This window comes from Nitrospira defluvii (assembly GCF_905220995.1).
Lineage (GTDB): Bacteria > Nitrospirota > Nitrospiria > Nitrospirales > Nitrospiraceae > Nitrospira_A > Nitrospira_A defluvii_C.
On the sequence record NZ_CAJNBJ010000016.1, the window covers coordinates 588663 to 613898 of the forward strand.

A 25236-nucleotide genomic window follows, 5' to 3' on the forward strand; every position below is an offset into this window, starting at 1 on the left:
AAGAATGGGCACGCGACATGTTCAAGAACCGTGAAGAAGCCGGCGAACTGCTCGCACAGGAACTGGCCGCATACCGGAATGATCCGGCGGCGATCCTGCTCGCGCTTCCGCGCGGAGGGGTGGCAGTAGCCTATCAATTGAGCCTGGCCCTGCATCTGCCTCTGGATGTGCTGATCACGCGCAAAATCGGCGCGCCCGGTAATCCGGAATATGCGCTGGGGGCGGTCAGCGAGACGGGAGCGGTCTACTGGAATCGGGAGGCGCTCTCCGGCCTATCATTGACAGATCGAGACCTTGCCGCCGCCGTGCAGGCGCAACAAAAGGAAGTCGCCCGGCGTGTGGCCCTCTACCGGCAGGGGCGGCCATTCCCCTCACTCAAGGACCGGACAGTGATTCTCGTGGATGACGGACTGGCAACCGGCGCTACCTTCTTTGCGTCGGTCGCGACGGTGCGCCAGGCGCATCCTCGCCGCGTCATCGGGGCCGTTCCGGTCGGCCCGCACAGCACCGTGGAACAGGCGCGGGCGATCGTGGATCAGTTGGTGATTCTCCGAACACCGGACCCGTTTTATGCCGTGGGGAATTTTTACCGGGATTTCGAACAGATCGAAGACCGCGAAGTCTTGCAGTATCTCAACCTCGCGGAAGAAGCATTTGTGAGCAAGTCATAAGAGCCGGAACTGCGCCATCAATCGGCGCGCCGGCCAGGAAAGGGACCTATTGCGATGAACAAACAGACAGAAGGCGGCCACAGCGCGCGCCGCGATCGATATGTTGAGGAATACAAACACGATTCGTACAAGATGCCGGGCAAGTTGAAGGAGCCGACGGTCTGCACGACGTGCGGCGCCCTCTACCAGAAGGGGCGCTGGACTTGGGAGGCCAAACCGGCAGGCGCCGAGCAGATCACCTGTCCCGCATGCCTGCGCATCCAGGACAAAAATCCGAAGGGATTCGTGACCCTGAAAGGCCCATATAAGACCCAGCATCGCGATCAGGTGTTGGGGCTGATTCACAATACCGAAGCGCAGGAAAAGAAAGCCTACCCCATGGCTCGCATCATGACGATCGAGGACCGGGCCGAGGGGCTGGTCGTCCTCACCACGGATGCCCATTTGCCGCGGCGCATCGGCGAAGCGCTCAAACATGCACACCATGGCGAATTGGACATTCAGTACGACCAGGACGAAGATTTTGTCCGGATCACGTGGACCGGTTAGGCCCTCGGCGTAAAGAGGACGCATCGGGTGCACACAGCGATTGGACCGGTCGAGGCGAGGTGGTCATGGGGGAACGGCGACGGAGAGGAATGCAATGGAGCGCGTTACTGACTGGGGGAATCCTGGTTCTACTCGCCATACTGCCGGCAGCAAGGGCCGAGGTACGGATACTGCCGGAAGCCGCGGCTGAACTGGATCAGGCGACGACAGAGGCGGTCATGCGCACCTTTCGAGCAGCAGATGAGGCGATCCGCGCACGTGACCTCAATGGCGTGATGGCCCTCTATTCCGAGCAGTACGACTATCACGGACTCAAGAAGCCCGACATGCGGAAGGTGTGGGCCAATCTGTTCGATGAATTCCAGGACCTCACCGATACCCATCACTTTTCCCGGCTGACCAAGGTCGGCAGCGGCTCCAAGACCATCATCGAAGTCACCTGCACGGGCAGCTTGTCCGGACTCTCCAAGACCGGCGGCTTACGCGTCCCGATCGACAGTTGGTATGAGGAAGTTCACTACATGACGTTCGAAGAGGGACAGTGGCGCATTCGAGGCAACGTCGGCGATTCCCCGCGGTTGATGCCCTTCGGCACGTCACCGCATCCGTTGTTTTGAAAGGAGGCCTATGCGCGTTCTGATCGCACTGGACTGGTCGGAGCAGGCGTTTGCGGCCGTTCGAGAAGCCTCGTATCTCTACGATCTGCATGAGGTCATTCTGGTGCATGGGATCGACCTCGGGATGTTTCAATATCCCATCGTCGCGGAAGTGAGCAGCATGCAGGGCTACGACGAATTCCGCGATGCCATGAAGAAGGCGGGCGAGCAGCTGCTGGATCACACCACCACCCTGTTGCCCACGGAAGGGGTCTCGATCACGCGCGTCTGTGAATTCGCCAAACCGGCATCGCTGATATTGGACAAGGCGCGGGATCTTCGGCCCGAGCTGATCGTGCTCGGCGCGCGCGGACGCGGGCGCGTCGGCGAATTCGTCCTGGGCAGTGTCTCCCATCGCGTCGCGCTGCACGCGGATTGTACGACGTTGATCGTGAAGGAACGGGAGGGACCGGTCAAGCGAGTCACGGTGGCGGTCGAAGGACATGAGGACGCTGAGCGCATCAAATCCTGGCTGCTCGCACACCCGTTTAGAAACCCGGTGGATCTCACCATTATCAGCGTGGTGCGGCCCATTCCCGCCACCGACCCCTTCAGCCTGTTTCCGCTTCAAGACTGGACCGGCATCGCCGTACGTTCGGCGGAGGATTTGGTCAAACATCTCGCCGCCTCGGTGATGAACAACCGATATACGGTCGGGACGCAGGTGAGCGTGGGCGATCCCACGGATATTCTGACGGAACGCGCCAAGTCGGCAGACCTGTTGATCATCGGCTCACACGGACGGAAAGGACTGGAGCGGTTTCTTCTGGGAAGTATTTCTCACGCGCTGCTTCACCAGGTCCCCTGTCCCGTGTTGATGGTACGATGAGGTGACTGGCAGTCTTTCGGAGGACATCGAATCATAGTCGAATCATAAAGGAGCCCCCGCATGAAAACCTTCAGCATTCTCTGTGCCCTCTGCCTCGTGATCTTGGGAAGCACCTGGGCCGCCGGACAAACCAATCGCGGCAATCCTCGCGACGGCCAGGCCATCTATGAAAAAAACTGCCTGCGATGCCATGGTGACAAACTGGACGGGAACGGACCGGATGGGCAGTATCTGATCGTGCGGCCGGCGAATTTTCAGTCGGTCAACTCACGGGCGAAAACTGATTGGGAATTGCTGATCACGATTGCGAACGGGGCCCTGTTCAGCCCCATGCACGGCTATCGAGGCAAATTGACGGATCAACAAATGCTGGACGTGTTGTCCTATATCCGTTCCGTCGCGGCACCCGAATTTGTGAGTTAGCCGACGGGCCGGAGGCCGCATGGTTCGGTATGGACGCTCGGGCACCGGCCTGCTCGTGCTACTCTTCTGTCTGTTCATCAGTCAGGGACTCGGCCTGACATCCGAACCGGCGCCAGACCTGGAAGTGTTCGTACGCACCGGCTGCCCGCATTGCGAGGCGGCCAAAGAGTTTCTCGAACAGCTTCGACGGGCTCATCCCGACCTCCGCATCCTGTTTCACGACATCGCGCTCGACCGCGACGCTCTGGCACGACTGGACAGGCTCGCGCAGGACCAGGCCCTCCCAGTGGTCGGCGTGCCGGCGTTCTACCTGAACGGGGAACTGATTGTCGGGTACCAGGATGATCAGACCACCGGCGCCCGCCTGCTCGCCATGCTCAATCGTCCCCCCGGCATGCCCGCCGTCGAACCGTTTGCCGCCTGCCGCCCCGCCCAGCCGGAGTGCCAGGCCAAAGCCCAGAGCACGGCTGAGGCGGAGAGCATCGTGTTACCGTGGGTGGGCCGCGTCAGCGTCGCTGAGTTGGGCCTTCCACTTTTCACGCTCGCCATCGGCCTGCTCGACGGCTTCAATCCCTGTGCGATGTGGGTCCTCCTGTTCCTCCTGTCGCTGCTGGCAACCCTGCGCGACCGCGTCGCCATGGTGCTCATCTCCGGCACCTTCGTGCTGGTGAGCGGACTCATCTATTTTGCCTTTATGGCGGCCTGGCTGAACCTGTTTCTACTGATCGGCCTGTCCCATGCCGTCCAGTTGATATTGGGAGCCCTGGCGATAGGGATCGGTCTGGTGAACGTGAAAGACTTTTTCGCGTTCCGGCGGGGACTCTCCTTCAGCATTCCGGACTCCGCCAAGCCGGGGCTTTATGCGAGAATCCGCCGCATCGTCCAGGCTGAACATCGACTGGGTGCCATGGCGGGCGTGATCGTGCTGGCGGGCTTGGTCAACCTCGTCGAGTTACTCTGCACGGCCGGATTCCCCGCCCTCTACACCCAGGTGTTGAGTACCTATCATCTGCCTGCCTGGCATTACTACGCCTACCTCGGACTCTACAATCTCGCCTACATCGCCGACGATGCGCTGATGGTCACGCTGGCGGTCGTCACCTTGGGACGCCGCAAGTTGGAGGAACGCGAAGGCCGGTGGTTGAAACTCCTCAGCGGCGCGGTCATGATCGCACTGGGATTGCTACTGATTGTGAAACCGAGCCTGCTGACGAGGTGATTCGATGCAACGTCTTCGCCCACGCCACATACCCCCCCTACGGGACGATGGACCCGACTCGGGGCACACGATCCTGAGCGATGGAACCACGGCCTTGCTGCGGATCGCGCAACCCGGCGACGCCGACGAGTTGCAACGCTTCGTCGAACGCCTCTCCCCCGCAGCCACACGCCACCGTTTCTTCTCGGAAAGCGCCCCGCCCGCCGAGGTGATCCGCACACTCTGCGATTCTTCACAGCCACAGCGGAGCCTCACACTGCTCGCTCTCCGGCGCCAGGACGATACGCTGAGCATTATCGCTTCAGGGTCGTACCATGCGCGAAACCCGCATGAGGCAGAAGTCGCCATGGCCGTCGACGACCGGCTCCATGGGCACGGGCTCGGCACAATTCTGCTCGAACGTCTGGCCCTGCTCGCCGTCCGGCACGGATTTACCAAACTCTGGGCCATCACCCATGCCGACAACCTGGCGATGCGGGAGGTGTTCGCCACGTCCGGCTTCACCATGGAGGAACATCTTGAAGGCGGCGACATGGAGGTCGAACTGTCGCTCACCCCGACCGATCACAGCGTCCGGCAATCGGAATGGCGCGAACGGGTCGCGACGACCGCTTCGCTGCGCCCCCTGTTCCACCCTCGCGCCGTCGCCGTGATCGGCGCGTCACGCTCCCCGCAGAGTATCGGCTATCGCCTCCTCGACGCGTTACAGAGCAATGGATTCCGCGGACGCTGCTACGCCGTCAACCCGCATGCGTCCACAATCGCGGGCGTCGACGCCTTTCCTTCGCTCCACGCCCTGCCGGAACCGGCCGATCTCGCCGTCATCGCTGTGCCCAAAGACGCGGTCCTTTCCGTGGTGGACGACTGCGCGGCGACCGGAGTCCGCGCCCTGGTGGTCATCACCGCGGGGTTCGCCGAAGTCGGCGAAGAGGGGCGTCGGCTGCAAGCGCAATTGTTGGACAAGGTCCGGCAGCATGGCATGCGCATGGTCGGGCCCAACTGCTTCGGCATCCTGAATACAGACCCGTCGGTGCGGCTCAACGCCACCTTCACCTCCACCTTTCCGCTCGCCGGCTCGATTGCGATGTCATCCCAAAGCGGCGCCTTGGGGCTGGCTCTGCTCGCGGCGTCACGACGATTGCAACTCGGCCTGTCGACCTTCGTCAGCGTCGGCAACAAGGCCGATGTTTCCGTGAACGACCTGTTGCAGTACTGGGAGAGTGATCACGCCACAACCGTCATTCTGTTGTATGTGGAATCGTTCGGGAACCCCAGACGGTTCGCGCACATCGCGCGGCGAGTCAGCCGCAACAAACCGATCGTCGCACTCAAAGCGGGCCGGACATCATCCGGCAAACGTGCCGCCAGCTCACACACAGCCGCGCTGGCCGCCAACGATGTCGCGGTCGACGCGTTGTTTCAACAAACCGGCATCCTGCGCGCGAACACGCTGGAAGATATGTTCGCGCTCGCGGCGGCGCTGTCGGAGCAGCCCTTGCCGAAAGGCAAACGGGTCGGCATCCTGACCAACGCAGGCGGGCCCGCCATTCTCTGCGCAGATGCCTGTGAAGCAGCCGGCCTGGAGGTGCCGGAGTTGTCTCAGGCTACGATCACGCGGCTTTCGCCTTTCCTGCCTGCCTCTGCGTCGTTACGCAACCCGGTCGATTTGATCGCCTCGGCCAGCCCGGAGCAGTACGGTCAAGCCATCGACACGCTCCTGACCTCCGACGACATCGATGCCTTGATCATTCTCTACATCGCGGTGACCAGCGCCGACGTCGATCCCATCGCGGAGGGCATCACACGAGGGATTGCTGCGGCGCGGGCGGCACAGCCGATCAAGAAGCCGGTCTACGTCGGCTGGATGGTGGAGTCCGATCGCGAGCGCCGATTATCCCTGCCTGGGGAAACCATCCCGACGTTCGGCCTCCCTGAACTGCCCGCGCGCGTCTTAGGCACCATCGTCGGGTACGTCCAGTGGCGCGATCGCCCGCTTGGCATGGTGCCTGATTTCGACGATCTGGACCTCCCGGCCGTTCACACCATCTGCCGAGACGTGTTGGCCACCAGGGGAGGCGGCTGGTTGACGGTAGCGGAGACACGCGCGGTCTTATCAGCCATGGCGATCACGCTGCCTCCGGGCGGAGTGGCGACCAGCGCCGAGGAGGCCGCCGCACTCGCTGCGCAGATCGGTTTTCCGGTCGCCGTGAAGCTAGCCTCGCACACCCTGGTCCATAAAACCGAGATCGGCGGCGTGCATCTCAACCTCACCGGCAAGGCCGAGGTCCGCCGCGCGTACGACGACATCGCCGCGCGACTGTCTCAAGAGCAGCATACGAACGCGATGGAAGGAGTGCTCGTCCAGCCGATGGTGAAAGGCGGCGTCGAAGTCATGGCCGGCATGGTTCAGGATCCTTCCTTCGGTCCCTTGATCGGCTTCGGCCTCGGCGGGATCCACGTCGAAATTCTTGGAGATGTGCGTTTCCGGATCACACCGCTGACGGAACTGGATGCCGCCGACCTGATTCGCAGCATCAAGGGCTATCGCCTACTGCAAGGCTATCGCGGGCACCCGCCGGCCGACGTCGACGCGATTCAGGACCTGCTGCTTCGCCTCTCACGGCTGGTCGAAGAGGTGCCGGAGATCGTGGAACTCGACCTGAATCCAATTTTCGCCCTTGCGCCAGGGGAAGGCTACAGCATTGTGGATGCGAGGATCAGGGTGGCAGGGAAATAAATTTGCGGCCTCGCTCGAATAGCAAAAGAGCGTCACGAAAGAAATCGCGCACGCCTTTTATCAGTCCGGCAGGTCGATGGATCGATTGTTTGATAGGTCATAGCTTTCTCTAAAAAAAATGGCGTGCAATGAGTGAATTTCACTTCCACTTCACACATCCCCCTCATGACGTTCCTGCGAAGTGGCAGGTCACGCATGGAAACCATTGAGCTTAGTCAGAACTTCTTGGGCCGATCTAAAAATACGATCTTTGTAGACAATATTCGCACTCGACAAGGCTTGCGATACATAGCTAAACATTCTTCTATCTAACGTCATGGCATCCACATACGGCAGATTGGTCAAATGCTGGTAATCCTCCATATCTGAATCCTCCAAGGAATCAGTTCTATTTTTGACTATCTTGCGCCACACTTCATAGCCAATACGAATGGCCGGGCAACGAGCAGGGCTCGCGTATATCCATTGTGCAAAACCCGACAGATCCACGCCCACCCATGAAAGATTGTGAAGCCTTAGTTTATTCTCGATCACCTTCTTGAAGTGAGCTTTCGCGGCAGGAGTTTTTGGCATGCTGCGATCGGCAGCAATGATTTGCCTCATGCGGTTGGCATAGCTCTCCAGCCCCCTAAGAGAATCGTGGCATTTTAAGTCCCAAACTGTTTCTGCCAGTGAATAATTCATGAAAATGCCCGTTGCAGGCTGGGCATGCAAATCTACAATTTGATCAAAACGATTAGCGAATGCGTCTATTCCTTTGTATTCGCGGTGGCCTCTGTATGCGTCTAGTGCTTCATTCAACTCGAGCGCTTCAATATCTGAACGGATATAGGTGAGTGGCATTCTTTCTAGCTGATTTAACAGTGTCGTGACACTCGCGTTCGAAAAAGCACTAGTAAGCGGCGCAGATATCTCCATGACCGAATAAAAAGAGAGGGTCAGGGAATGGCCACCCTTGCGAAGAATCTCGTTAAGCTCACTTGATAAGGACGGAATTCCATTTTGCAGAATATTTATCAAATCCTTGGAGTCAAGGTACAAGTTCATCGACTCGCCCAAGCCATAAAGATCAGTTAGCAGGCCAGGAGGACGATATTTAGCCTTGCTATCGTCAATTTCCTGACAAAGGGAATATGGGGTTTAGTGAGTCGGACTGAGGTTGGAGGACCAGCCGCTGTGCCATCCAGCGGATCAGCGCTCCCGCAACTTGCGTTCAATATCCGCTCGAACCTCCGTCCAGGACCGACCAGCTACGGGATGCTCCCGGTATGCCTTCAGGCGCTCTCGAATAATCCGCCGGTGCCATTCAGGCACGGGCACTTGCTCGGGTGTCGTCGCAATTCGGTCCCAGAGCGATTGCACGAAGTCGATTCGTTCTTCAACTGTGAGGTCGTCGAATCCAGGAGGAGGGGTCGGAAATATCTTGGGCATACAGGACACTCCTATGCCTGGAGTATAGCGCAAGGCACGAAACAAGAATAGGAGTTATGAGGGCGGACAACGACTCACATCGAAGGGATGGGCTCGATCAACTTTGAATTCACAGAAGGGCGGTTCTTGGGGAGCATAACCACCGCGTCATATCGAGCAGCCTTGCTTGGTTCTATGGTCCGATAGATGAGCGCTACAGCGCGCTGCGCTTGCGAGCCCCAGGCGGGCGAGCGGTCCGCGGCGATCGTGAGGAAGCGTCCTGCGGCTGCCTCTCGACATACGCATCGAGCAAGCGGCGAATCAGAGGCTGGTTTTGCGTGTGATGCCGGGAGGCTTCAGCCTTGGAGAAGTCCACACTCCTTTTGCTCAAGACTAGGGTCACCTTGATACCTTCATCACGAAAAGCCAATTCGGCAGGCGAGGGCAGAAAATCCGGGACGACCCGAATTTCTCCCAGAGACTCATCTCTATATTTTATTCTCGTGCTTATAGACAGCCTTCCCCTTTCGCCAATGACCGGCACCGATGATACGAATCGCGGACGCTCGATAGGCAAACCGGACGGTCTGGACGCTATTCAAAGCGTGGCTTCGTCATGGTCTTCCGCACAAAATCCCACAAGGCAATCCTACATGCCATAGGGAAATATGGCTATTGCAGAGACCGGTTCACCTCGATCCGGCTTCGGCAGACCTAGCTTCCCTCTGCACCCTGACGGCCTTCACAACCAGCGCTGGAGGACGACGCCGGTTTACTCACGTCGTCGTCCCAGACTCGCCGTCTCGCGCCGACATGCGTCAACAAACATTCGGCCGTCGCTAAGAGCTCCTGCACCTGACGAGCGGACCTATCGGCGTAATGCGCCAGGTCAAAAATGGGAATCTGGAGACAGACTTCCGCGCGATTCTTTCGTTCCGGTGAAAACACGATGCGGTGAGCGGGCGGTTGCGGATGCTCGCAGGGCTTGAGCAGGTCGAGCGTCTGGAAGAACACCCGGCAGAGCCGCTGTAAATCGCCGAGGATCGCCCGATGCTCCTCATCATCCCCCAGCGGCAATTGGGCGGGATTGTCGAACGCCCCGTACAGGTTGAGCTGAAAACCGATCTGGACGACCTGCCCCCCACCCGTCTTCACGTAGAACGGATCATGGTCGAAACAGACCTTGCGCTGCGCGATCATGTCACGAAGCGCCTGTTCACTCGGGAACGCCTGGTCAAGATTCAGCTGCATGGGCATCTCGCTAACTTCAGGTTTATGAACTACCCCCGCCATGACAGGAGAGGCAGTCCCCGATCCGGCCCGGTCGATGGGCCCCGCGCCCCTTTTCATACAATTGCCGGACGATCGGCTCGTCTCGCAGTGTCGGATGGGTGGCTATCCTGCTTCCAAATTCGTGACAGGCCGAGCAGGAGTTGGTCCCGGTCGCGCGAAAGATAAATTCTCCATGGGGATTGGTACGCGTCTGCTCGGTAATCTGAGCCAGCGTTCCGCGATGCTCCGAATGGCAACCGGTGCAGGCCTGCCGTTCAACGACCAGCGCGCGATGCCACCCGGCCACGGCAGGCGTCGCTCGGGCCTCAAAATACCCTTCAGTATGGCAAGCGATGCAACGGGCGGGACTGGGCCCTCGAAACGGCTCGTGACAATTGGTGCACCCACCCCGATCCACATGGTAGCGGCTGAGGTCGCCAGGAGCCCAGAACGCGGCGGGGCTCCGCACCGTCCCCCACCCTATCCATATCACCAACACCAGGGTCGCCAACGCCACCGCCGGGATCGCCGTGCTCGGAAGCGGAAGGTAGCGCATGAGTCACGACATTCCGGCAAAGAACAACGCCCCCACCACATGCAGGACGGTGAAGACCAAGAACATCAGCGTCATCGGTGCATGAATGGCCTGCCAGAGACGAAAGGCTTCCTCCTGGGACGCCATCCCGTGCAACTGCGCGTCCACATCACTCTCAGAGAGGCCTTGATGCTGAAGGTGGTGACGTTCCTCGTTGAGCGCCCTCAGACTCACGGCGTGCACCAGTTGCCCCACGATTCCACTCAAGACGACGATCACCATGGACCCCATGGCCAGGATCGGAACGATCGCATGATAGTGGGCGCCGGAGTGAATAAAAATGAGCAGCGGCCCCAGGACGCCCGCCACCATGTGGACTCGAAACCACCCACGGGGCCATCGACGCGAAGGATTGAACCGTTTTCGAATCGGATAGACAAATACCAGAAACGTGACGGCCAAGCCCGCCCAGCCGACGCCGTGCCCGTACTGCGTATGGCCGAAGGGCGTGACCTTGTCGAGACTGAGTAGCGCCTCAAAGGCGAGGGCACTGACGACCGCACCGGCCGTCGCCGCGACCACCGCGAACAGGCGCGACCGCACACCTGTCATGGCTGATACCCGCGTTTCATCACGCACCGATTACTTTCGATACTTCTCGACTCCCTTGTTGCCGCCGGCGTGACAGCGCAAACAGTCCGCAAAACGACCAGGTCCGTGAACACCCTTCGCCTTGGCCTTGAGTTCCTGTACCAACCGATTGTCTTGCACCTGCGACATCATCAGGCCGTCTTTTCCGGCACGATGACAATCCATGCACGTGGTTGCGCCGGTCGCCCGAAAAATCAAATCGCTGTGAGGATTCGCCGTCATTCCGCTCGAATCGGCCGCCGTCCACACCACCGACGGTTCCTTCGACGGGGAATTCTCTCCTGCTCGATCGGGGGAGAACGCATTCCCTCCGGGCGCGACGGCCATGCAGAGCAGTGCCAGAAGACAACCCAGCGCCACACCACCGCGGCCGCTCATGACCGCCCGCTCCCGCAACAGGTTCGATACCGCTCTTCGGGAATCGCCTTCATCGCCTGATAGAGTTCCGCGCGCTCCGCCTCACTGATCACCTGATCGATCGAGGGATAAAGAATCCGCTCCTCCTTCATGTTGTGCGATTTCAGGATCTCCAACAACCGCTGCTCCTCTCGATCGCTGTCGGGATTCTGTGCCTGCACCTTCTCATGAATGGCCTCCAAACATTGACCGATCATCTGATGCTCGGTGCGCATGACTTGCGTGGGACCGCCTTCCGCCATGCCGGAGTTTTCCTCCCACTTGGGAAAGAGCACGTCTTCCTCCCACACAATATGCCGCTGCAGGCCGAACTTGAACTCGACGAAGGCCTCCTTGGCCTTGGCGAAATCCGTGCGCTTCTGTTGCTGGAAGGTAGTGAAGAGCGCGTCCAGCCGGTCATGGTCCTGCTCAAACGTGACACTGATCTTCGCATCCGACATGCCGTTCTCCTTCGTTATGAATGACGGAGTCTGTATTCCAAGTGACAGGCGACACAGGCTTTGAGCACGTTGTTGAACTCGGGCAGGATTCGCTTCAGATCTTTCGTCGGCATCACATCGGCCAACTTCTCGGCGGCTTCATGATGCGCCATCGCGAGATCATGATAGGCGGGAGGAAAATTCTCCGGCTGCTGTCGAGCCATCGCATGCCGATGCATAAAAAATCCCAAATGCGTTTCGGTCAATCCTTGGGCCAGCCGGTAGTCCTCGTCCGCCAACGCCGCCACGATCGCCTGAATCGTTTCCAGATGCTGGAGCATCACGGCGCGATGTTCCTGTCGAGCGTCTGCCTCCAACGGAATGGGCGTTCGCACATCCGGCAGATGCACCGGCGTCACTCCACTCATGCCGGGTGCGGGCTGATGTTCTGCACAGCCGCTCGCAAGGAGGAATAGCAGCACCAGGCACGATAACGACGCCTTTGAAGTCATTCGCCCTCGACTCATGCCTGCTCCTCTGTCGCCTGCCGCCAGTAGGCATCCACCTGCTCTTGAATGTGCCGAATGGCCTCTGTTTGTACCGTCGGCTCGAACAAATGCCGAAACCGTCCCTGCAGTTGCAGATAGGCCTCGACCGGCTTGCGCTTCGGAATATAGGTGTGGGTGACCACCCCGTTGATGGCCTCCTTCAGCGGCCAGAGACCGGTCTCCACAGCCAACTTGGCGACTTCCGGCGTTTCTCCGGGGTCGTACAACCAGCCGGTCGGGCAGGCGGCGAGGGCAAGAAACATCTTCGGTCCAGTGAAGGCGGCGGCACGCGCAAACTTCTCCTCTAAATCCAGCGGATACCGTGGGGCGACCGTCGCGATGTAGGGCGGCCGATGCGCCCGCCAGATCTCAAAGATGTCTTTCTTCTCCTGGATTGTCGCGGTGGGATGCTGCAGACCGCAGGGTGATGTCGCCGTTCGCGCGGCAAAGGGGGTGGCGGGGGACAGCTGCATGCCGGTGTTGCCGTACGCTTCGTTGTCGTAACAGATGTAATAAAAATCAAGCTGGCGATTCATGGCGCCGGAGGTCGACGACAGCGCCATATCGTACGTGGAGCCATCACCTCCCAACACGATGACCTTCACATCTTCGTCCTTGGGCACTCTCCCCTTGGCGATCAGCACATCCAAGGCATCGCGAATCCCCTGCGCGCCGGCCGGCGCCGAACCCATGGTCGTATACAACCATGATCCCTTGAACGATGTGTAGGGGTAGGCCGCCAACATGGTAAAGCAGCCGGCGGCATTCACGTAGACGACATGATCGCCCAGCACCTTCGCCGCGAGTCGCAGCGCTTCGAGGCCACCACATCCGGCGCACAGGACCGTGCCGGGAAGGACGTGCTCTTCGCGGGGAATCTGTTTGATCTTCTTGAACGTCTCGCGCTGCCACATACGGTCTCTCGTGAAGCCTCTCTCGCTGTTCACTTCTCGTCTCACCAGAAACGTCAGCAGGGTTCCTTCTTCAGGTTTCAGGTTTCAGGTTTCAGGTTTCAGGTTTCAGGTTTCAGGTTTCAGGTTTCAGGTTTCAGGTTTCAGGTTTCAGGTTTCAGGCCGCCTGCCGCCACCATCTGCAATTGCGTCATCTCCTGATGTTCCTCAGTACTGTAGAGCAACACCGGTCCGCAGCCCCTTCCGGTGACTCCGGCCTGCGCCGTCTGCTCAAACACGGTTTGAAACTCGCCGGCCGAAAGATTCTGGCCTCCCAACCCGCCGATGAATGAACACAGGGCCCGTGGCCTGGCGGTCTCGTGGTACAAACAGGCGGCGATTTCTTGATAGAGAATCCCGCCCTGCCCCGGCGCCAGGTTCTGATCCAGCACAGCCACGGCCCGTCGCCCACGCAAGGCCTGTCGAATGGCATCAGCCGGCCAGGGGCGAATCACCCGTAGTCGAAGGAGACCTACCCGCTTCCCCTGCGCTCTGGCAACATCGACCGCCGCCTTCCCTTTGCTTGCCCCCGCATTGGTCATCACGAGCACGTCTTCCGCATCATCCAACCGGTACCCTTCGACCAGGTCATACCGACGACCGAACAAGACCTGGAACGAATCCGCCGCCTCCCGATGCACTTCGAGCGCATTCTGGGCAGCGAGATGCACCTGATGCCGGAAATACGCATACGTGGTACCGCCGATCACGGCCACACCCAACGCATGCGGCGACGAGGCCGTGAACCCGAGATGAGACGGGCGGAAGGGCGGCAAAAACCGTCGTACGGTAGCCGGATCGGGCACCGTGACCGGCTCACGGGTGAACGACAGGGTAAACCCGTCCAGGTTCACGATCACCGGCAACATCACCCGTTCATCTTCCGCAATCCGATAGGCCATCAGAATCGAATCCAACACCTCTTGGCAGGTCTCGGCATGAATCTGCAGAAACCCGGCGTCGCGCGCGGCCAACACGTCATTGTGGTCGGACTCCAGGGTAATCGGCGCGGCCAGGGCCCGCGAGACATTGACCAGCACGAGCGGGGCACGCCACCCCGAAATGGAATAGAGCACCTCGAACGCATGCAGCAACCCTTGACTAGAGGTGGCGGTAAAAACTCGCGCGCCCGTGACTTCCGCCGCACCGGCCGCCGTCATCATGGAATGTTCGGAATCCATGCTCACGAATCGCGCGGCCAACTCCCCCTGCTCACACCACTTAGCCAAGGCTTCGACGATTTCCGTCTGCGGCGTGATGGGAAACGCCGGAATATAATCCACGTCGGCCAACCGGGCGCCCCAGGCAGCTGCCAGGTTCCCGGTCATCATTTGGCTGTCCATGCGACCCCGCCTTCCTGTTCCCGCTCCGCAATCAATGCGTGCGTCGGACATTCGTGCACGCAAATCTGACAGCCTTTGCAATGGTCATAGTCCACGACCGGCCGATCCTCCCGATTCATCGTGATCACCCCGTCCGGACAATAGACGAAACAGAGCCAGCATCCGTTGCACTTGTCTGGGATCAACACCGGTCGAAATGTTCGCCAGCCGCCGGTTTCGCGTAACACCGAATTTCCTGCCGCGGCGATCCTGGCTGTGCCCTTCGTCGGTGTTTCATAGGTCGGATGGTGCAAAGACGCGGCGTTGACGGCCTGCCCTCTGCCTTGAGGCAATCTGGCCGACTCAACCGAGTCGTAGCACTGCCGCGCCACCGTCAGATTCCGTTCGATCACCGGCTCGGCCAGGCCGAGATCGCGAAGCTCGCCTTCGATCGCCGAGCGCACAGGCTCCCACTCCAACCCCACCAATCGCGCGGCGACTGCGCCGAGCAGGGCACTGATCGCCTCACGCGCTCCCAGCTGTTGCAGGGCCACCCCCGTCACATCCCGCGTCGTCACGTACTCAGGCAAGGACACATGGGCGCGTAGCGCCTCCGCACTCAGCGACGAATTCACGAACAGGACCGTCTGCCCGGTCGCTCCGTCCAACACGCGCGCCACCGCATCGTCCAGCAACGAGGCATCGGCCACCACGATGACGTCAGGATGCGCAATCGCCCCCCGCTCGCGGATCGGTTCCCGGCCGAAGCGCGTGAATGCCGCGACCGGCGCCCCTCTTCGCTCCGCGCCGTAGATCGGGGAGTCTTGCGCCACATACCCGCTCACGAACGCTGCCGTGCCGAGAATGCGGCTGGCCGTCTTGGCGCCTTGCCCCCCACGTCCGTGAAATCGTACAGCCACCATCTCAAGCTCGATCCGCCCGCTCCTTCTTGAAGGCTTCTTTTCCGGCCGCCACAGCCGCAGCAATCGTGGCTTCCGTCTCCCGGAGATAGCGTTTGGCCTCATCCACAGTCTGAGAAATGTCTTGGCGAATCTCCCGTGCCTTCTCCAACATCTCTTCCTCCGTGCGGCGCGCATACCCACGTAATGCCGCCCGCGTCTCTACTCCGGATTTTGGCGCATAGAGAATGGCGGCCATTGCACCCAGCACGGCGCCGCTGAGAAACGCGATCGACATCCCGGCTCCTGAACAATTGTGACTCTGATCGGCCATGGTGCTGTCTCCTTCCCGGCTAAAATATGAATCGGGCATCGGCATGCGCGGTTACCACCCGCTCTTGGAGAAAGCAGAGGACGTGCCAGGCACCAAGGCCTGCATCCGAGACAAGTGTCGACTTTGGCGAGGATTTTCCCTGCGCAGCGCGGCGACATGCCTATTGTGCGGTTCGACTGGGGAATTCCAGAACCGCAGGGATGCTGCACTGTTGCAAAACGCATCAGTGGCAATGGATGGCGCCGGCATCCCCGGCCAGTACGCTGGGCTCGTTGCGGGAGTTTTCTTCGAAGTCGTGATCAGCGTGCAGAAGGGAGCAGGGGGGAGGCACAGCGGGGCAACCGGCGCACAGGGGCCCATTCACTCTTTTTCCGGCGACGACGGCGTCTGTGTCGGCGCGGATTCTTCCTCAGATCCATCCATACGATCGCCCTCACGGGAGTCGCGCATGCCCCCGTGCCCCATTGGGCCGCGTCCGCGCATCCCGCGCATGCCATGATGACGTCGGAAGGTCCGCTCGTATTGAAGAATGGCCCAGATCTCTTCGTCGGTGAGTTGCTCGCCGAAACCGATCATGCTGGTCCCCGGCGACCCATGTTTGATCACCCAGAAGATTTCCCCTTCCGTCCGATGGCGCCAGAATCCATGATGCTGGAAGTTGCGAGGCGCAGGATTGAGCTGAGCCGCCAGCGGCCCATTCCCGTCGCCTTCCGCTCCATGACAATTGATACAGGTGCCTTTCCCCGCATAGAGCGCTTTGCCCTTTTCAATGGTCTGAGGTGCGTCCGGCACTGGGCTTCTCAGAGCCCGAGCTTCCGCCATCTTGTCCGCCGGGACGCGAGGCCGCATGACATCATGCCCGGCCGCCCACGCCAGGGACGAACCACAGAGCAACGCGACAAACAGCATCGCCGTCACCGCCAGACTTCCTCTGCGCTCCACCATGCCTCTTCCCCTCCGGGGGCACATCTTAGATCGCCCACGCACCTGACCGGAGTCAGAAATCCAGTTCCGCCATTTTCCGATGAAAACGGGTGATCACGTTGGGATCCGGCGTGAGGCGAATCTGCGCTTCATCCTTCCCCCTGTACGGAAGGAGATTCAAGACATACCGCAGACCTTCCAGGCGGGCCGCCTGCTTATCGTTCGCCTTCACGATGATCCAGGGGCTGAACGTCGTATGGGTTTTGCTGAACATCTCTTCCTTGAACCGCGTATAGGAATCCCACATCTCCTGAGCCTTTTCATCGACCGGGCTCAGCTTCCACTGCTTGAGCGGATTCTGCCGACGGGCCTCAAACCGTTTTGCCTGTTCCTCCTTGGAAATCGAAAACCAGAACTTGATGATCGTGACGCCATCTTCGTACAGCATGTGCTCGAATTCCGTCACCTGCTGCAGGAACCGCTGGTGTTCCTTTTTGCTGCAGAATCCCATGACCGGCTCCACTACGGCCCGGTTGTACCAACTCCGATCGAAGAAGACGATTTCGCCCTTGTTGGGCAATTGCCGGATGTACCGCTGAAAATACCATTGCCCCCGTTCGTCGTCCGTCGGCTTCGGGAGAGCCACGACCCGCATGGCACGCGGGTTGAGATGTTCGGTGAAACGGCGGATGGTCCCACCTTTGCCGGCCGCATCACGCCCCTCGACAAGAATGGCAATGCGCTGACCGTCGGCCTGCACCCACCGTTGGAGCCGGACCAATTCGACCTGCAGCTGCCGCAATTCCTGTTCGTATAAGAGCGTCTTGCGAACCTCGTCCAGATTGATGTTCTTGCTCTTGATCAGTTGGATCAGGCCCCTCGGCGTGTTGATCCGCCGGAGATCTTCTTCACTCAAGATCCGGCCCGCTTCACCGATGAATCCCGCCGCCATGGCGCCGCCGGGGTCACGCGCCGCCTCATATCCGTCGCCCACCCGGGGGACGGCGGTGGGGATCACCTCCAGGTCGTCCTCCTCCAGGTCCTGTGGCCCGAGCATCGTGTCCGGCTCCGTCAGTTCACGGTCTTTTCTGCCCTTGGCTTTTCCGTTTCCTTGTCCGTTTCCTGCCATGCGCGCCCCCTGTCCTTTCATGCTGGATCAGAATGCCACGTTCCGGTCACGCTCAGCCACAGCCTTGATGTAATCAGCCATGCCCTTGATCGTGGCGCCGGCGACGAGATCCGTCCCGCTAATTTGACGAGCAACCGCGCAGGCCCCGCAGACCCAGATGGGAATCTGCGCCGCTTGCACCGCAGCCAGCAGATCCTTCAATGCGGTCAGGTTCACACCGGTCACATGATCGGCCGTGCCCTTGCGCCCCAGCGTTACGGCCTCGTTCCACAGCCAGAGCACCACATCATGCCCCTGCTCTTTGGCCGTCTTGGCCGCCATGAAGGGTAACGTCGCCATCGTGGGATCGTCAGTACCACGACTGCCGGAAATGATAAACGTCGCCATCAAGTATTCCTCCTCTCAACGCACATGGCGCACCGCCGATGACGATGCGCCACACGCTGCCTGCTCCGGCCGTGTTATTTGGCCAGACTTCTCACGTAGGCGATGAGCTGCCACACCTGCTCATCCGGCAATCCGGCAAAGGACATCATGCCGGTGCCGGGTGATCCGTTCTTGATGATCCAGAACAGTTGCCCGTCCGGAAGGTCTTTCATCATCGAGCCGCAGGTAAAGTTTCTGGGCGGAGGGATTAATGCCGCGCCCATGAAACCCTGTCCGTTCCCCTTCTCCCCGTGACACATCGCACAAGCCACCGGCTGGGCGGTCTGCAGGAAGAGCGTTTTCCCCGCCTGGACGGTCGCGTCCGAGTGCGGCAACGGACTCGTCTTGGAGAGGAAGTCCGCCGGTGCCTTCGCTGTTTTCCTGGGTTGCGGGCAGACGCCGCTCGGCCCTTCACCGCCGACGGTCGCTTGCGCCACATCGGCTCCACCTTTGAAGGTGGCTTTCAAGTAGGCCATCACATCCGCCACACCCTGCTGCCCGATCGTCAGGCCCCAATAGGGCATGTTCGGCGATTTCCCCATGGCCGCGCCGCCATGGTTGATCACATTGTAGAGATAGTCGGTCGGCACCTTGTCGAAGGGAATGTTGGCATGGATCGCCGGTTTTGGCTCAAGCCCCGAGGCGGCCGGACCGTCCCCTTTTCCGGTGAACCCATGACACTGGGCGCAATATTCTTTGTACAGCACCTTCCCGCGATCGGCACTCGCCATCCCGAACTCAGGCGCCGTCCACGGTTCGTAATACTTGAAGTCCTTGACCCCTTGCACCGCCAGAAAACCGATGACCGCCCGCAGTTGCGGCTCTGTGGCATCGGCCAGGAACTCCCCGGTGTGGGTGATAAAATCCTGGGGGTTTTGGCCGAAGCGGAAGAGCCAATCCATGTTGTACCGTTGCCCGGATGCTGCCAACGAGATACTTTGCGGCCCACCGATCAGTTTGCCGTTCTCTTCGATCAGGTGACATCCGAGACAGGCGTGGGCTTTGTAAGCCATCCCGCCGAACGTGGCGTCGAACTTACTGATTTTCGAGACATCAAAGGCGCCGACTTTCACCCGCGAATCCTTGTTGTGTTGCTCGAAATACTCCGCAATACCCTGAGCTTCATCCTCAGTGACGACCGGGTGCCGAGTCGGCCCCTCGGACAAATCCCATCGGTACCCTTTAGGATAGAGCGGGGCCTCTTTCCCGGTCAGGTATCGAAGCAGCCACGAACGTTGGTATTTGCTCCCGGCCCAAATCAGATCGGGCGCCTTCAAATTGAACCGCGACTCCGCTTTCCCTTCCAGGCGGTGACATCCGGCACAGTTGTTCTGGATCATCTCCTTGACGCGAGTTTGATCACTGCCTAAGAGCAAGCGGGGAAATGAAAACAGCCCCATCAGCATGACCAAGGCGCACCCGATCATCACCGTCCGTCTTCCACCCATGAAACACCCCTTTCGTTCACCCCACTGCGCGGCCGGTCAGCGTGATGCCAACCAGGCATGGATATCTGCGATTTCCTGATGACTCAAGACAGCGCTCCAAGCCGGCATCGGGCCTCGGCCATGGAGCACCGTCTCCCAAAACGCTCCCTCGTTCTTCAAGATTTTATTGCGGACCAATTTGGGCCCTGCCCCTCCCATCGCGCCCTCGCCATGGCAGGCCTGACAATTCCGTGCAAAGATTTCCGCGCCTCGTGCCGATACCCCGACCAGCGGACCGTCACTCGCGGTGCTTGGCCCTCCCGCCGGGGCCGTCATCGCCAACTCTTCTTCGATAGACGGCAAATGGTCCGGCGCACCTGGATGGTAGCGGGTCGTCACGAACTGAAGCAGGGCGGCGGCTTCGTCCTTGGACAAGTCCGCGCCCCAATGCATCATCTTCTCGACCGTGACCTGCCATCGATCCGGCGGCAACCGCTGTTGCACGATGAGATCGGTCGTGTGACACACGGCGCAACGGGCATGAATCAACGTCACAGCCCGGCGAGCCTGCGCCGGTTCAATCGTATGCTTGTCATCCTCTTGAGCCGCCGTCCCGGCGGCGATGCCGAGGAGCAGTACGAGGCCCCCAACCACCGGAGACCATCGCCCTCGCTCCCTTCGCGCCTCCTCCATCACGCCCCTCATGCGGCCACCATCACAGACAGGCGGTCCCACCCATTCCACAGAAACCCCCCGGGATTCCACGGACTCTTTTCCGGTTGCTGAATCCCCTGCGCATCCGTCGCCCGACAGAGAATCGCCGTCGGTCCAACCTGGCGCGCGTTCCACAGGTATTGCCATTGCCGCCAGGCATAGGGCTGCTCTTCACCCACCAAACGAGCTGGCTCCCAGGTCTTTCCGTCGTCGCACGAGACTTCCACCTTGGTGATCGGCGATTCACCCGCCCAGGCCACCCCTTGAATGGTCACCGGACCGGTTTTCAGCGTGTCCCCTTCACCGGGCGCGGCGATCAGCGATTTCACCGGCATCTGCTCGACCGGCACCATCACGCTCCCCGGCAACCCGGACCCCTGCTGGATCGACGTCTCCGGTATGCGATAGGCCTGCTGCATGTAATATCCGAGCGTTTCGTCTGCACGCAGGGTGATCTCCGTTAACCATTTCATGCAGGATTCTGCCATCCAGCCCGGGGTGATCACCCGCAACGGTGCCCCATGCAGGAGCGGTAATGGACGACCATTCATCTCATAGGCAAGAAGCGTATCCGGATGGAGCGCTTTGGCGATGGGAATACTTCGCGTGAATAGGGGCACGGTGGGCAGAGCCGGACGATCCGCGCCCTGCATTTGCACATGCAGTCCCTGCGGCTTCACGCCGGCACGCTGCAAGACGTCGCGCAGCCGAACGCCGGTCCATTGCGCGTTTCCAGCCGCACCCCGTTCCCATTGGACACCGGGAACCTTGGGACGATGGTGCGCGCGACCGTTTCCGCTACATTGCAACACGGCGGTAATGGTGATCGGGTCAAACTTTTTGAGCTCGGGCAGGGTCAGGGTCAACTCATCCTTCACGAGTCCCTTCACCGTGAGACGCCACGACTCCGGCTGAATGGCCTCCGCACTGGGTGGCCCGAAATGGCTGCGCACGAAAAACCGTTCGTTGGAGGTCAGCCAGGAGGTGAATTCTCGCACTGGCGTTTCCGCGTCAAACGGCCGGGAAACACGAACGGTGAGCGGGCCGCTCGCCTGCCCCGTCGCCTCAACCTGACTGTCGGCGAGCGCTCGGTCGACACCACCCGCCACCACACCCACTCCGATCCCCTGCAGCACCCGTTCGAGCAACGCTCGCCTCGTCACCGCCATGCTTGTCCTTTCATCCTACCCCCATCACCCTCTACGTATGAGGATTCAATTCGATCGCCACCCGAACCGGCACCACGACAGATTGATGCACGGTGCATCCGTGAGCGACTTTCAACAATCGTTCTTTCAATTCCGGCGTGATCCGGTGAGGCAGCCTGATCGACAGATGAATCTGCCCCACACGGTGAGGCTGCTCCGCCATGGTCCACTCCGCCTCCACTTTCAGGCCGTCACGGGAAATGTCGTGTCGCGCGCAAAAGTTACCCACGAAATAGCCTACGCAGCTGGCCACAGAGCCCACAAACAATTCCACGGGACTCATGCCCGCGTCGGCGCCACCATCTTCGACCGGTTGATCCGTGACGACGCGATGCCGGTCGCTGAGGATGTCGTAACGTGCGCCGCCCTGATAGGCCACGCTGAGCTTCATCCTATCGTTCCTCCATCTATCGGCGTTGTCTCATCGGTGGTCGCTGACGGCACATCTCGGCCAATACTTGGCCGCGGTCTGCATCGCGAGCCCCGCTGCGTCTACTTAGTAGGGCACATCCGCCGGCTTCCCCCCCTTCGGCCAATCATGGCCCTTGTCGGGAAAGTCCGGGCGTGGTTGCGCGTTGATGTAAGCCGCGACGTCATACGCATCCTGATCCGAGAGAGCCCATCCCCTGGTTCTTGGCATGTTCGACTTGATGAACGCAGCCGCCACCGGAACGAGGGCCAGCTCCGCGCCGAGCGTGTAGGACTGAGGTCCCCACAGGGGTGGCCCCGCCATCGTGCCCTGCCCATCGGCTCCGTGACAAAACGCACAACGGGCGGTGAAGACCTTGACTCCATTCACTGCGTCCGGCGGCTTGGGTGATTGAATGGTGGGGATCCCGCGCCAGGCCATCCGGCTGTCGGCCGGGACATCCTTCGACAACCATTCGATATAGGCGACGATTGCCTGCAGTTTGTGACTGTCTTGCGGAATCGGCTTGCCGTTCAAGTTGCGTTCGAAACATTCATTGATGCGGTCGGCCAGCGTCACGACACGCCCGGCCCGCGCACGATATTCGGGATAGGCCCGCGAGAGGCCGACATAGGAGGCCGAATTGGGATCAAGTCCTGCATCCAAATGACAGTTGGCGCAAGTGAGCCCGTTCCCTACGTAGGAGGCGGCAAATTCCTGGGTATGGACGACCAGCTGATACCCTAACCGGATCTGCTCTCCGCGCTGGCCCCCGGGGATGGAGTCGGGGGAGGGGTGACTGAAGACCGCATCAATTCCGCCTGACTCTGCCTGCCCGAGGCCTGAACGCCCAACGCCGCCGCTCCCCTGAGAGCCGACACACCCGCCGACTACCGCTATCGCCAAAAGGCTACCGAGCATGAAATGTCGCATACGTACCAATCTCGCAAGCTGTGTACCAGCCGGTCCACGCGACCAACCGGCTAAACGCTGCTGAGTTCGTAGGATGGAGTAGGTTCAGCCGGCCCAGCTGGCGACAAAAGCCCCAGCGTCAGTAGTACTCCTGCGGCATCACGCCCCAGCGCCGTCTGTCCAATAGCCCTTCCTCAAACTGTCCTATTAGGGTCAGAATGGAGGGAAAGGATTCAGAATGTTGAACGAATTTTCCTGAGGCGCTCACCGCCTGTCGCCCAGCGGTGCTGGTCAGGTCCAGGCTATCGAGAGAGGGAATCCATCCGTCGCATCACGACGTCGCCCGCACTGTGCCTTGTATGCTGCCTCACCTTTGTCAGGGTTCCCATGAAATTCCTGGACGCCGATCCAGCCGCTCATGGCCACCACCCCCCTGCCAGGATGAGACATCGACGCATCGTCCCCTCCGCATCCATCGAACCATTGGTCTGTCGCCCCGATTTCAACTGGCTTGCATTGACGGCCCATGATCGTCACGAGCCAATCAGGACTGCGTTGAATTCATGACCGGACAAATCTGGCTGTAACCCGGCCTCGTACATTTCAGACCTTATCATCAATCGCGGCGCGGAACGGATATTGTCACACCGGTCCTCGCACACACAGTAGGTAGACAGCGCCCACATTTGGGGCAGCCGCTGGGCACGGATTCTCGCCCTCCGTCACTTGTGGTCGGACATGTATCCCGTCACGCGAAGCGCATACGTCAGCGCCTCCATGGTCGCCAATTCGGTCTCGCACGTGCCGGGCGCGGCTCACAACGACACAGCCGTCATTCTGGCTTTGACCTGCGACATTCCGGCCATGCGTCCTAACTCAATTGATGATTTCCCGTGATCCACGGCGACCCGGAGATACTCCAGAGTGTTTTCAACCGGCAGGGATTGGTGAGCGTGGCTCCCCCACCAACACTCAAGGCATGATGCCCAAAAGGCACCCCCTGCGACATAGACAGGCTCGACCGGAGTCCGATCGACGTTCACTTCGTTCGCCGAATCTTTCCGTGCAGCCTCTCCCATCCCGTCCTGATACGCGCCGTGATGCGGCGCTCACTCGGGCATCGGAATCGAGATCAGGACCGCGCCGAGTACATCCCGCAGCTTGTAGTCACGCTTCGGGCTGCGCGGATCGGCGTTATGGCAACTCACACAAACGGGCGAGACAGCTAGATCCGCATACAGAGCCTGAAAATATCGCACTCCTCCCTCGGTCACCTGGCCCTTGTACGGCTGCTCGGGATGTGCCATGACCGCTTCGAGCGCCTTCCGCTCGAAGTCGCTATGAGGGCCGCTTTGTTTGTTGATCGGATTCAGACTGATCAAGCGATACCGAACGGCACTGCCGGTCAGCGTGGCCAGGCTCGATGCCTCTTGAAAAAACTGGGCCGGAAGCGGGAGGGCGCTGAGTTCGCGCCATTTCTCAGAGGACTCGATCACGCCCCTCCGCTGCATCCGCTCCACGACATGGACGGTATAAAATGTCCGATTGGCCTCCAGCACGGAATGGAGATAGTCCATCACCGCTTCAACCGGGACACTGCCGGCCGATGGTGCGCCGGCGAAGCTGGGGCCCCAGCCTCCGAGCAGGGCGAGCGCGGCAACCAGTCCTCCCGCAAGCCTCTGTGTGATCGACATGACAGCCTCCCTTCGAGATGGCCCTCCGGCCCAGGGACGACCACCAAGTACAGTGGTGTGCTCTCCTCTTCTTTGAACCAGCAGAAACGCCTGCCTGAAGCCGGGCCGCCCCGGACGCCACGTTGAAGCCGTCAGTGGAGGTCGATGCTCGCTGCCGCGTCTTCCTTGAACATCATGATTTCAGCGAGCGGATATAGGCCAGGACATCGTCGACTTGCGCCTCGCTCAACGAGGCGGCGTACCCGGTCATGGCCGTCCCCGTCCGCCCTTCCATGATGATCTTACGTAGCTGCGCATCTGTCTTGACCTTGGTTGCCTTGGCCGTCAGATCGGCAGGAGGCGGGGCCAAATAGGCAGCCATCTCGCTGTCGCCCTTCCCCTCCGGGCCATGGCAGTTCTGGCAATTTGCCATATAGAGCTTTTTACCCGCGTCGGGGTTTGCTTGTCCGGAGACGGCCATAGTGAACGGAACCAGCCCCAGCGATATCAGCGTCGCAATTCCCCATCCAGATCTTGAGCGCATCATGGTCCTCCTCACCGTCAATTCACCAT

The 25236-nt window shown here is 60.3% G+C and carries 28 protein-coding genes and 1 pseudogene; 7 read left to right on the forward strand and 22 right to left on the reverse strand.

Translation table 11 applies throughout. The annotated features are described in order from the left end of the window. The first annotated feature begins 17 nt into the window (after nt 1–17). The 7 genes and pseudogenes from KJA79_RS14395 to KJA79_RS14425 all read left to right on the forward strand — a co-directional run bounded on the left by KJA79_RS14395 (nt 18) and on the right by KJA79_RS14425 (nt 7084). Nucleotides 18–671, forward strand: coding sequence for a phosphoribosyltransferase (locus KJA79_RS14395; RefSeq protein ID WP_213042742.1), 654 nt, complete (start codon nt 18–20; stop codon nt 669–671). 54 nt (nt 672–725) lie between these two features. Then, a complete protein-coding gene (locus KJA79_RS14400) occupies nt 726–1220 on the forward strand; it encodes a BCAM0308 family protein (protein ID WP_213042743.1) in 495 nt (164 codons plus the stop codon). 89 nt (nt 1221–1309) lie between these two features. After that, nucleotides 1310–1837 carry a nuclear transport factor 2 family protein gene (locus tag KJA79_RS14405; RefSeq protein ID WP_213042744.1) on the forward strand — a complete coding sequence of 176 codons (528 nt, stop codon included), beginning with the start codon at nt 1310–1312 and terminating at the stop codon, nt 1835–1837. A 10-nt stretch (nt 1838–1847) separates the two neighbouring features. Next, nucleotides 1848–2705: a universal stress protein gene (locus KJA79_RS14410; RefSeq protein ID WP_213042745.1), complete on the forward strand. Its 858-nt coding sequence runs from the start codon at nt 1848–1850 to the stop codon at nt 2703–2705. A gap of 60 nt (nt 2706–2765) precedes the next feature. Then, nucleotides 2766–3128, forward strand: a complete 363-nt coding sequence (locus KJA79_RS14415) for a c-type cytochrome (protein WP_213042746.1) — start codon at nt 2766–2768, stop codon at nt 3126–3128. Nucleotides 3129–3147: 19 nt separating this feature from the next. Next, a pseudogene (locus KJA79_RS23345) lies at nt 3148–3444 on the forward strand (glutaredoxin family protein); the annotation flags it as partial. Nucleotides 3445–4351: 907 nt separating this feature from the next. Next, nucleotides 4352–7084 carry a bifunctional acetate--CoA ligase family protein/GNAT family N-acetyltransferase gene (locus KJA79_RS14425; protein WP_213042748.1) on the forward strand — a complete coding sequence of 911 codons (2733 nt, stop codon included), beginning with the start codon at nt 4352–4354 and terminating at the stop codon, nt 7082–7084. Between the two features lie 189 nt (nt 7085–7273). On the opposite strand, the gene KJA79_RS14430 is transcribed toward KJA79_RS14425, so the two are convergent. From KJA79_RS14430 to KJA79_RS14535, 22 genes are all read right to left on the reverse strand, one after another. After that, on the reverse strand, nt 7274–8131 hold the full coding sequence (locus KJA79_RS14430; RefSeq protein WP_213042749.1) for a hypothetical protein: 858 nt from the start codon (nt 8129–8131) through the stop codon (nt 7274–7276). 144 nt (nt 8132–8275) lie between these two features. Continuing rightward, the gene (locus KJA79_RS14435) at nt 8276–8515 is read right to left on the reverse strand and encodes an addiction module protein (protein WP_213042750.1); all 240 of its coding nucleotides are present in this window, start codon (nt 8513–8515) and stop codon (nt 8276–8278) included. Nucleotides 8516–9208: 693 nt separating this feature from the next. Further along, entirely contained in the window at nt 9209–9745 is a 537-nt protein-coding gene (locus KJA79_RS14440; RefSeq protein ID WP_213042751.1) for a hypothetical protein, read from the reverse strand. A 22-nt stretch (nt 9746–9767) separates the two neighbouring features. Next, complete coding sequence (locus KJA79_RS14445; RefSeq protein WP_213042752.1) at nt 9768–10322, reverse strand: cytochrome c3 family protein; 555 nt, start codon at nt 10320–10322, stop codon at nt 9768–9770. A 3-nt stretch (nt 10323–10325) separates the two neighbouring features. Beyond that, complete coding sequence (locus KJA79_RS14450; protein WP_213042753.1) at nt 10326–10913, reverse strand: hypothetical protein; 588 nt, start codon at nt 10911–10913, stop codon at nt 10326–10328. A 30-nt stretch (nt 10914–10943) separates the two neighbouring features. Then, on the reverse strand, nt 10944–11330 hold the full coding sequence (locus KJA79_RS14455; protein WP_213042754.1) for a hypothetical protein: 387 nt from the start codon (nt 11328–11330) through the stop codon (nt 10944–10946). Next, entirely contained in the window at nt 11327–11809 is a 483-nt protein-coding gene (locus KJA79_RS14460) for a hemerythrin domain-containing protein (RefSeq protein ID WP_213042755.1), read from the reverse strand. Before KJA79_RS14460 ends, KJA79_RS14455 begins: the two co-directional genes overlap by 4 nt. A gap of 14 nt (nt 11810–11823) precedes the next feature. Beyond that, the gene (locus KJA79_RS14465; protein WP_213042756.1) at nt 11824–12315 is read right to left on the reverse strand and encodes a cytochrome c; all 492 of its coding nucleotides are present in this window, start codon (nt 12313–12315) and stop codon (nt 11824–11826) included. Continuing rightward, on the reverse strand, nt 12312–13250 hold the full coding sequence (locus tag KJA79_RS14470) for a thiamine pyrophosphate-dependent enzyme (RefSeq protein WP_213042757.1): 939 nt from the start codon (nt 13248–13250) through the stop codon (nt 12312–12314). Before KJA79_RS14470 ends, KJA79_RS14465 begins: the two co-directional genes overlap by 4 nt. A 140-nt stretch (nt 13251–13390) precedes the next feature. Then, entirely contained in the window at nt 13391–14629 is a 1239-nt protein-coding gene (locus KJA79_RS14475) for a pyruvate synthase (protein WP_213042758.1), read from the reverse strand. After that, entirely contained in the window at nt 14614–15531 is a 918-nt protein-coding gene (locus tag KJA79_RS14480) for a 2-oxoacid:acceptor oxidoreductase family protein (RefSeq protein WP_213042759.1), read from the reverse strand. The genes KJA79_RS14475 and KJA79_RS14480 overlap by 16 nt, the downstream gene beginning before the upstream one ends. Nucleotide 15532: 1 nt before the next feature. Further along, complete coding sequence (locus tag KJA79_RS14485; protein WP_213042760.1) at nt 15533–15841, reverse strand: YtxH domain-containing protein; 309 nt, start codon at nt 15839–15841, stop codon at nt 15533–15535. Nucleotides 15842–16201: 360 nt separating this feature from the next. Then, on the reverse strand, nt 16202–16786 hold the full coding sequence (locus tag KJA79_RS14490; RefSeq protein ID WP_213042761.1) for a c-type cytochrome: 585 nt from the start codon (nt 16784–16786) through the stop codon (nt 16202–16204). A 52-nt stretch (nt 16787–16838) separates the two neighbouring features. Beyond that, entirely contained in the window at nt 16839–17717 is an 879-nt protein-coding gene (ppk2, locus tag KJA79_RS14495) for a polyphosphate kinase 2 (protein WP_425518119.1), read from the reverse strand. 204 nt (nt 17718–17921) lie between these two features. Continuing rightward, entirely contained in the window at nt 17922–18281 is a 360-nt protein-coding gene (locus tag KJA79_RS14500) for a DsrE family protein (RefSeq protein ID WP_213042762.1), read from the reverse strand. Between the two features lie 74 nt (nt 18282–18355). Next, the gene (locus KJA79_RS14505; RefSeq protein ID WP_213042763.1) at nt 18356–19768 is read right to left on the reverse strand and encodes a c-type cytochrome; all 1413 of its coding nucleotides are present in this window, start codon (nt 19766–19768) and stop codon (nt 18356–18358) included. 36 nt (nt 19769–19804) lie between these two features. Further along, on the reverse strand, nt 19805–20452 hold the full coding sequence (locus KJA79_RS14510) for a c-type cytochrome (protein WP_213042764.1): 648 nt from the start codon (nt 20450–20452) through the stop codon (nt 19805–19807). Next, complete coding sequence (locus KJA79_RS14515; RefSeq protein ID WP_213042765.1) at nt 20449–21630, reverse strand: sulfite oxidase; 1182 nt, start codon at nt 21628–21630, stop codon at nt 20449–20451. The genes KJA79_RS14510 and KJA79_RS14515 overlap by 4 nt, the downstream gene beginning before the upstream one ends. A gap of 31 nt (nt 21631–21661) precedes the next feature. Further along, nucleotides 21662–22060 carry an OsmC family protein gene (locus tag KJA79_RS14520; RefSeq protein ID WP_213042766.1) on the reverse strand — a complete coding sequence of 133 codons (399 nt, stop codon included), beginning with the start codon at nt 22058–22060 and terminating at the stop codon, nt 21662–21664. A 105-nt stretch (nt 22061–22165) separates the two neighbouring features. Next, nucleotides 22166–23011: a c-type cytochrome gene (locus KJA79_RS14525; RefSeq protein WP_213042767.1), complete on the reverse strand. Its 846-nt coding sequence runs from the start codon at nt 23009–23011 to the stop codon at nt 22166–22168. Between the two features lie 1088 nt (nt 23012–24099). Further along, a complete protein-coding gene (locus KJA79_RS14530) occupies nt 24100–24684 on the reverse strand; it encodes a Tll0287-like domain-containing protein (RefSeq protein WP_213042768.1) in 585 nt (194 codons plus the stop codon). Nucleotides 24685–24856: 172 nt separating this feature from the next. Continuing rightward, the gene (locus tag KJA79_RS14535; protein WP_213042769.1) at nt 24857–25210 is read right to left on the reverse strand and encodes a c-type cytochrome; all 354 of its coding nucleotides are present in this window, start codon (nt 25208–25210) and stop codon (nt 24857–24859) included. Between the last annotated feature and the right edge of the window lie 26 nt (nt 25211–25236).

Excerpts from the sequence above, each read along its gene's own strand:
- KJA79_RS14500 (WP_213042762.1), bottom strand. The coding sequence starts at position 18,281 with ATGGCGACGTTTATCATTTCCGGCAGTCGTGGTACTGACGATCCCACG.
- KJA79_RS14465 (WP_213042756.1), bottom strand. The coding sequence starts at position 12,315 with ATGAGTCGAGGGCGAATGACTTCAAAGGCGTCGTTATCGTGCCTGGTG.
- KJA79_RS14470 (WP_213042757.1), bottom strand. The coding sequence starts at position 13,250 with ATGTGGCAGCGCGAGACGTTCAAGAAGATCAAACAGATTCCCCGCGAA.
- KJA79_RS14460 (WP_213042755.1), bottom strand. The coding sequence starts at position 11,809 with ATGTCGGATGCGAAGATCAGTGTCACGTTTGAGCAGGACCATGACCGG.
- KJA79_RS14405 (WP_213042744.1), top strand. The coding sequence starts at position 1,310 with ATGCAATGGAGCGCGTTACTGACTGGGGGAATCCTGGTTCTACTCGCC.
- KJA79_RS14485 (WP_213042760.1), bottom strand. The coding sequence starts at position 15,841 with ATGGCCGATCAGAGTCACAATTGTTCAGGAGCCGGGATGTCGATCGCG.
- KJA79_RS14430 (WP_213042749.1), bottom strand. The coding sequence starts at position 8,131 with ATGAACTTGTACCTTGACTCCAAGGATTTGATAAATATTCTGCAAAAT.
- KJA79_RS14425 (WP_213042748.1), top strand. The coding sequence starts at position 4,352 with ATGCAACGTCTTCGCCCACGCCACATACCCCCCCTACGGGACGATGGA.
- KJA79_RS14535 (WP_213042769.1), bottom strand. The coding sequence starts at position 25,210 with ATGATGCGCTCAAGATCTGGATGGGGAATTGCGACGCTGATATCGCTG.
- KJA79_RS14440 (WP_213042751.1), bottom strand. The coding sequence starts at position 9,745 with ATGCAGCTGAATCTTGACCAGGCGTTCCCGAGTGAACAGGCGCTTCGT.
- KJA79_RS14435 (WP_213042750.1), bottom strand. The coding sequence starts at position 8,515 with ATGCCCAAGATATTTCCGACCCCTCCTCCTGGATTCGACGACCTCACA.
- KJA79_RS14510 (WP_213042764.1), bottom strand. The coding sequence starts at position 20,452 with ATGAGGGGCGTGATGGAGGAGGCGCGAAGGGAGCGAGGGCGATGGTCT.
- KJA79_RS14395 (WP_213042742.1), top strand. The coding sequence starts at position 18 with ATGTTCAAGAACCGTGAAGAAGCCGGCGAACTGCTCGCACAGGAACTG.
- KJA79_RS14400 (WP_213042743.1), top strand. The coding sequence starts at position 726 with ATGAACAAACAGACAGAAGGCGGCCACAGCGCGCGCCGCGATCGATAT.
- KJA79_RS14530 (WP_213042768.1), bottom strand. The coding sequence starts at position 24,684 with ATGTCGATCACACAGAGGCTTGCGGGAGGACTGGTTGCCGCGCTCGCC.
- KJA79_RS14410 (WP_213042745.1), top strand. The coding sequence starts at position 1,848 with ATGCGCGTTCTGATCGCACTGGACTGGTCGGAGCAGGCGTTTGCGGCC.
- KJA79_RS14525 (WP_213042767.1), bottom strand. The coding sequence starts at position 23,011 with ATGCGACATTTCATGCTCGGTAGCCTTTTGGCGATAGCGGTAGTCGGC.
- KJA79_RS14480 (WP_213042759.1), bottom strand. The coding sequence starts at position 15,531 with ATGGTGGCTGTACGATTTCACGGACGTGGGGGGCAAGGCGCCAAGACG.
- KJA79_RS14415 (WP_213042746.1), top strand. The coding sequence starts at position 2,766 with ATGAAAACCTTCAGCATTCTCTGTGCCCTCTGCCTCGTGATCTTGGGA.
- ppk2 (WP_425518119.1), bottom strand. The coding sequence starts at position 17,717 with ATGGCGGCGGGATTCATCGGTGAAGCGGGCCGGATCTTGAGTGAAGAA.
- KJA79_RS14445 (WP_213042752.1), bottom strand. The coding sequence starts at position 10,322 with ATGCGCTACCTTCCGCTTCCGAGCACGGCGATCCCGGCGGTGGCGTTG.
- KJA79_RS14455 (WP_213042754.1), bottom strand. The coding sequence starts at position 11,330 with ATGAGCGGCCGCGGTGGTGTGGCGCTGGGTTGTCTTCTGGCACTGCTC.
- KJA79_RS14520 (WP_213042766.1), bottom strand. The coding sequence starts at position 22,060 with ATGAAGCTCAGCGTGGCCTATCAGGGCGGCGCACGTTACGACATCCTC.
- KJA79_RS14515 (WP_213042765.1), bottom strand. The coding sequence starts at position 21,630 with ATGGCGGTGACGAGGCGAGCGTTGCTCGAACGGGTGCTGCAGGGGATC.
- KJA79_RS14490 (WP_213042761.1), bottom strand. The coding sequence starts at position 16,786 with ATGGTGGAGCGCAGAGGAAGTCTGGCGGTGACGGCGATGCTGTTTGTC.
- KJA79_RS14450 (WP_213042753.1), bottom strand. The coding sequence starts at position 10,913 with ATGACAGGTGTGCGGTCGCGCCTGTTCGCGGTGGTCGCGGCGACGGCC.
- KJA79_RS14505 (WP_213042763.1), bottom strand. The coding sequence starts at position 19,768 with ATGGGTGGAAGACGGACGGTGATGATCGGGTGCGCCTTGGTCATGCTG.
- KJA79_RS14475 (WP_213042758.1), bottom strand. The coding sequence starts at position 14,629 with ATGGACAGCCAAATGATGACCGGGAACCTGGCAGCTGCCTGGGGCGCC.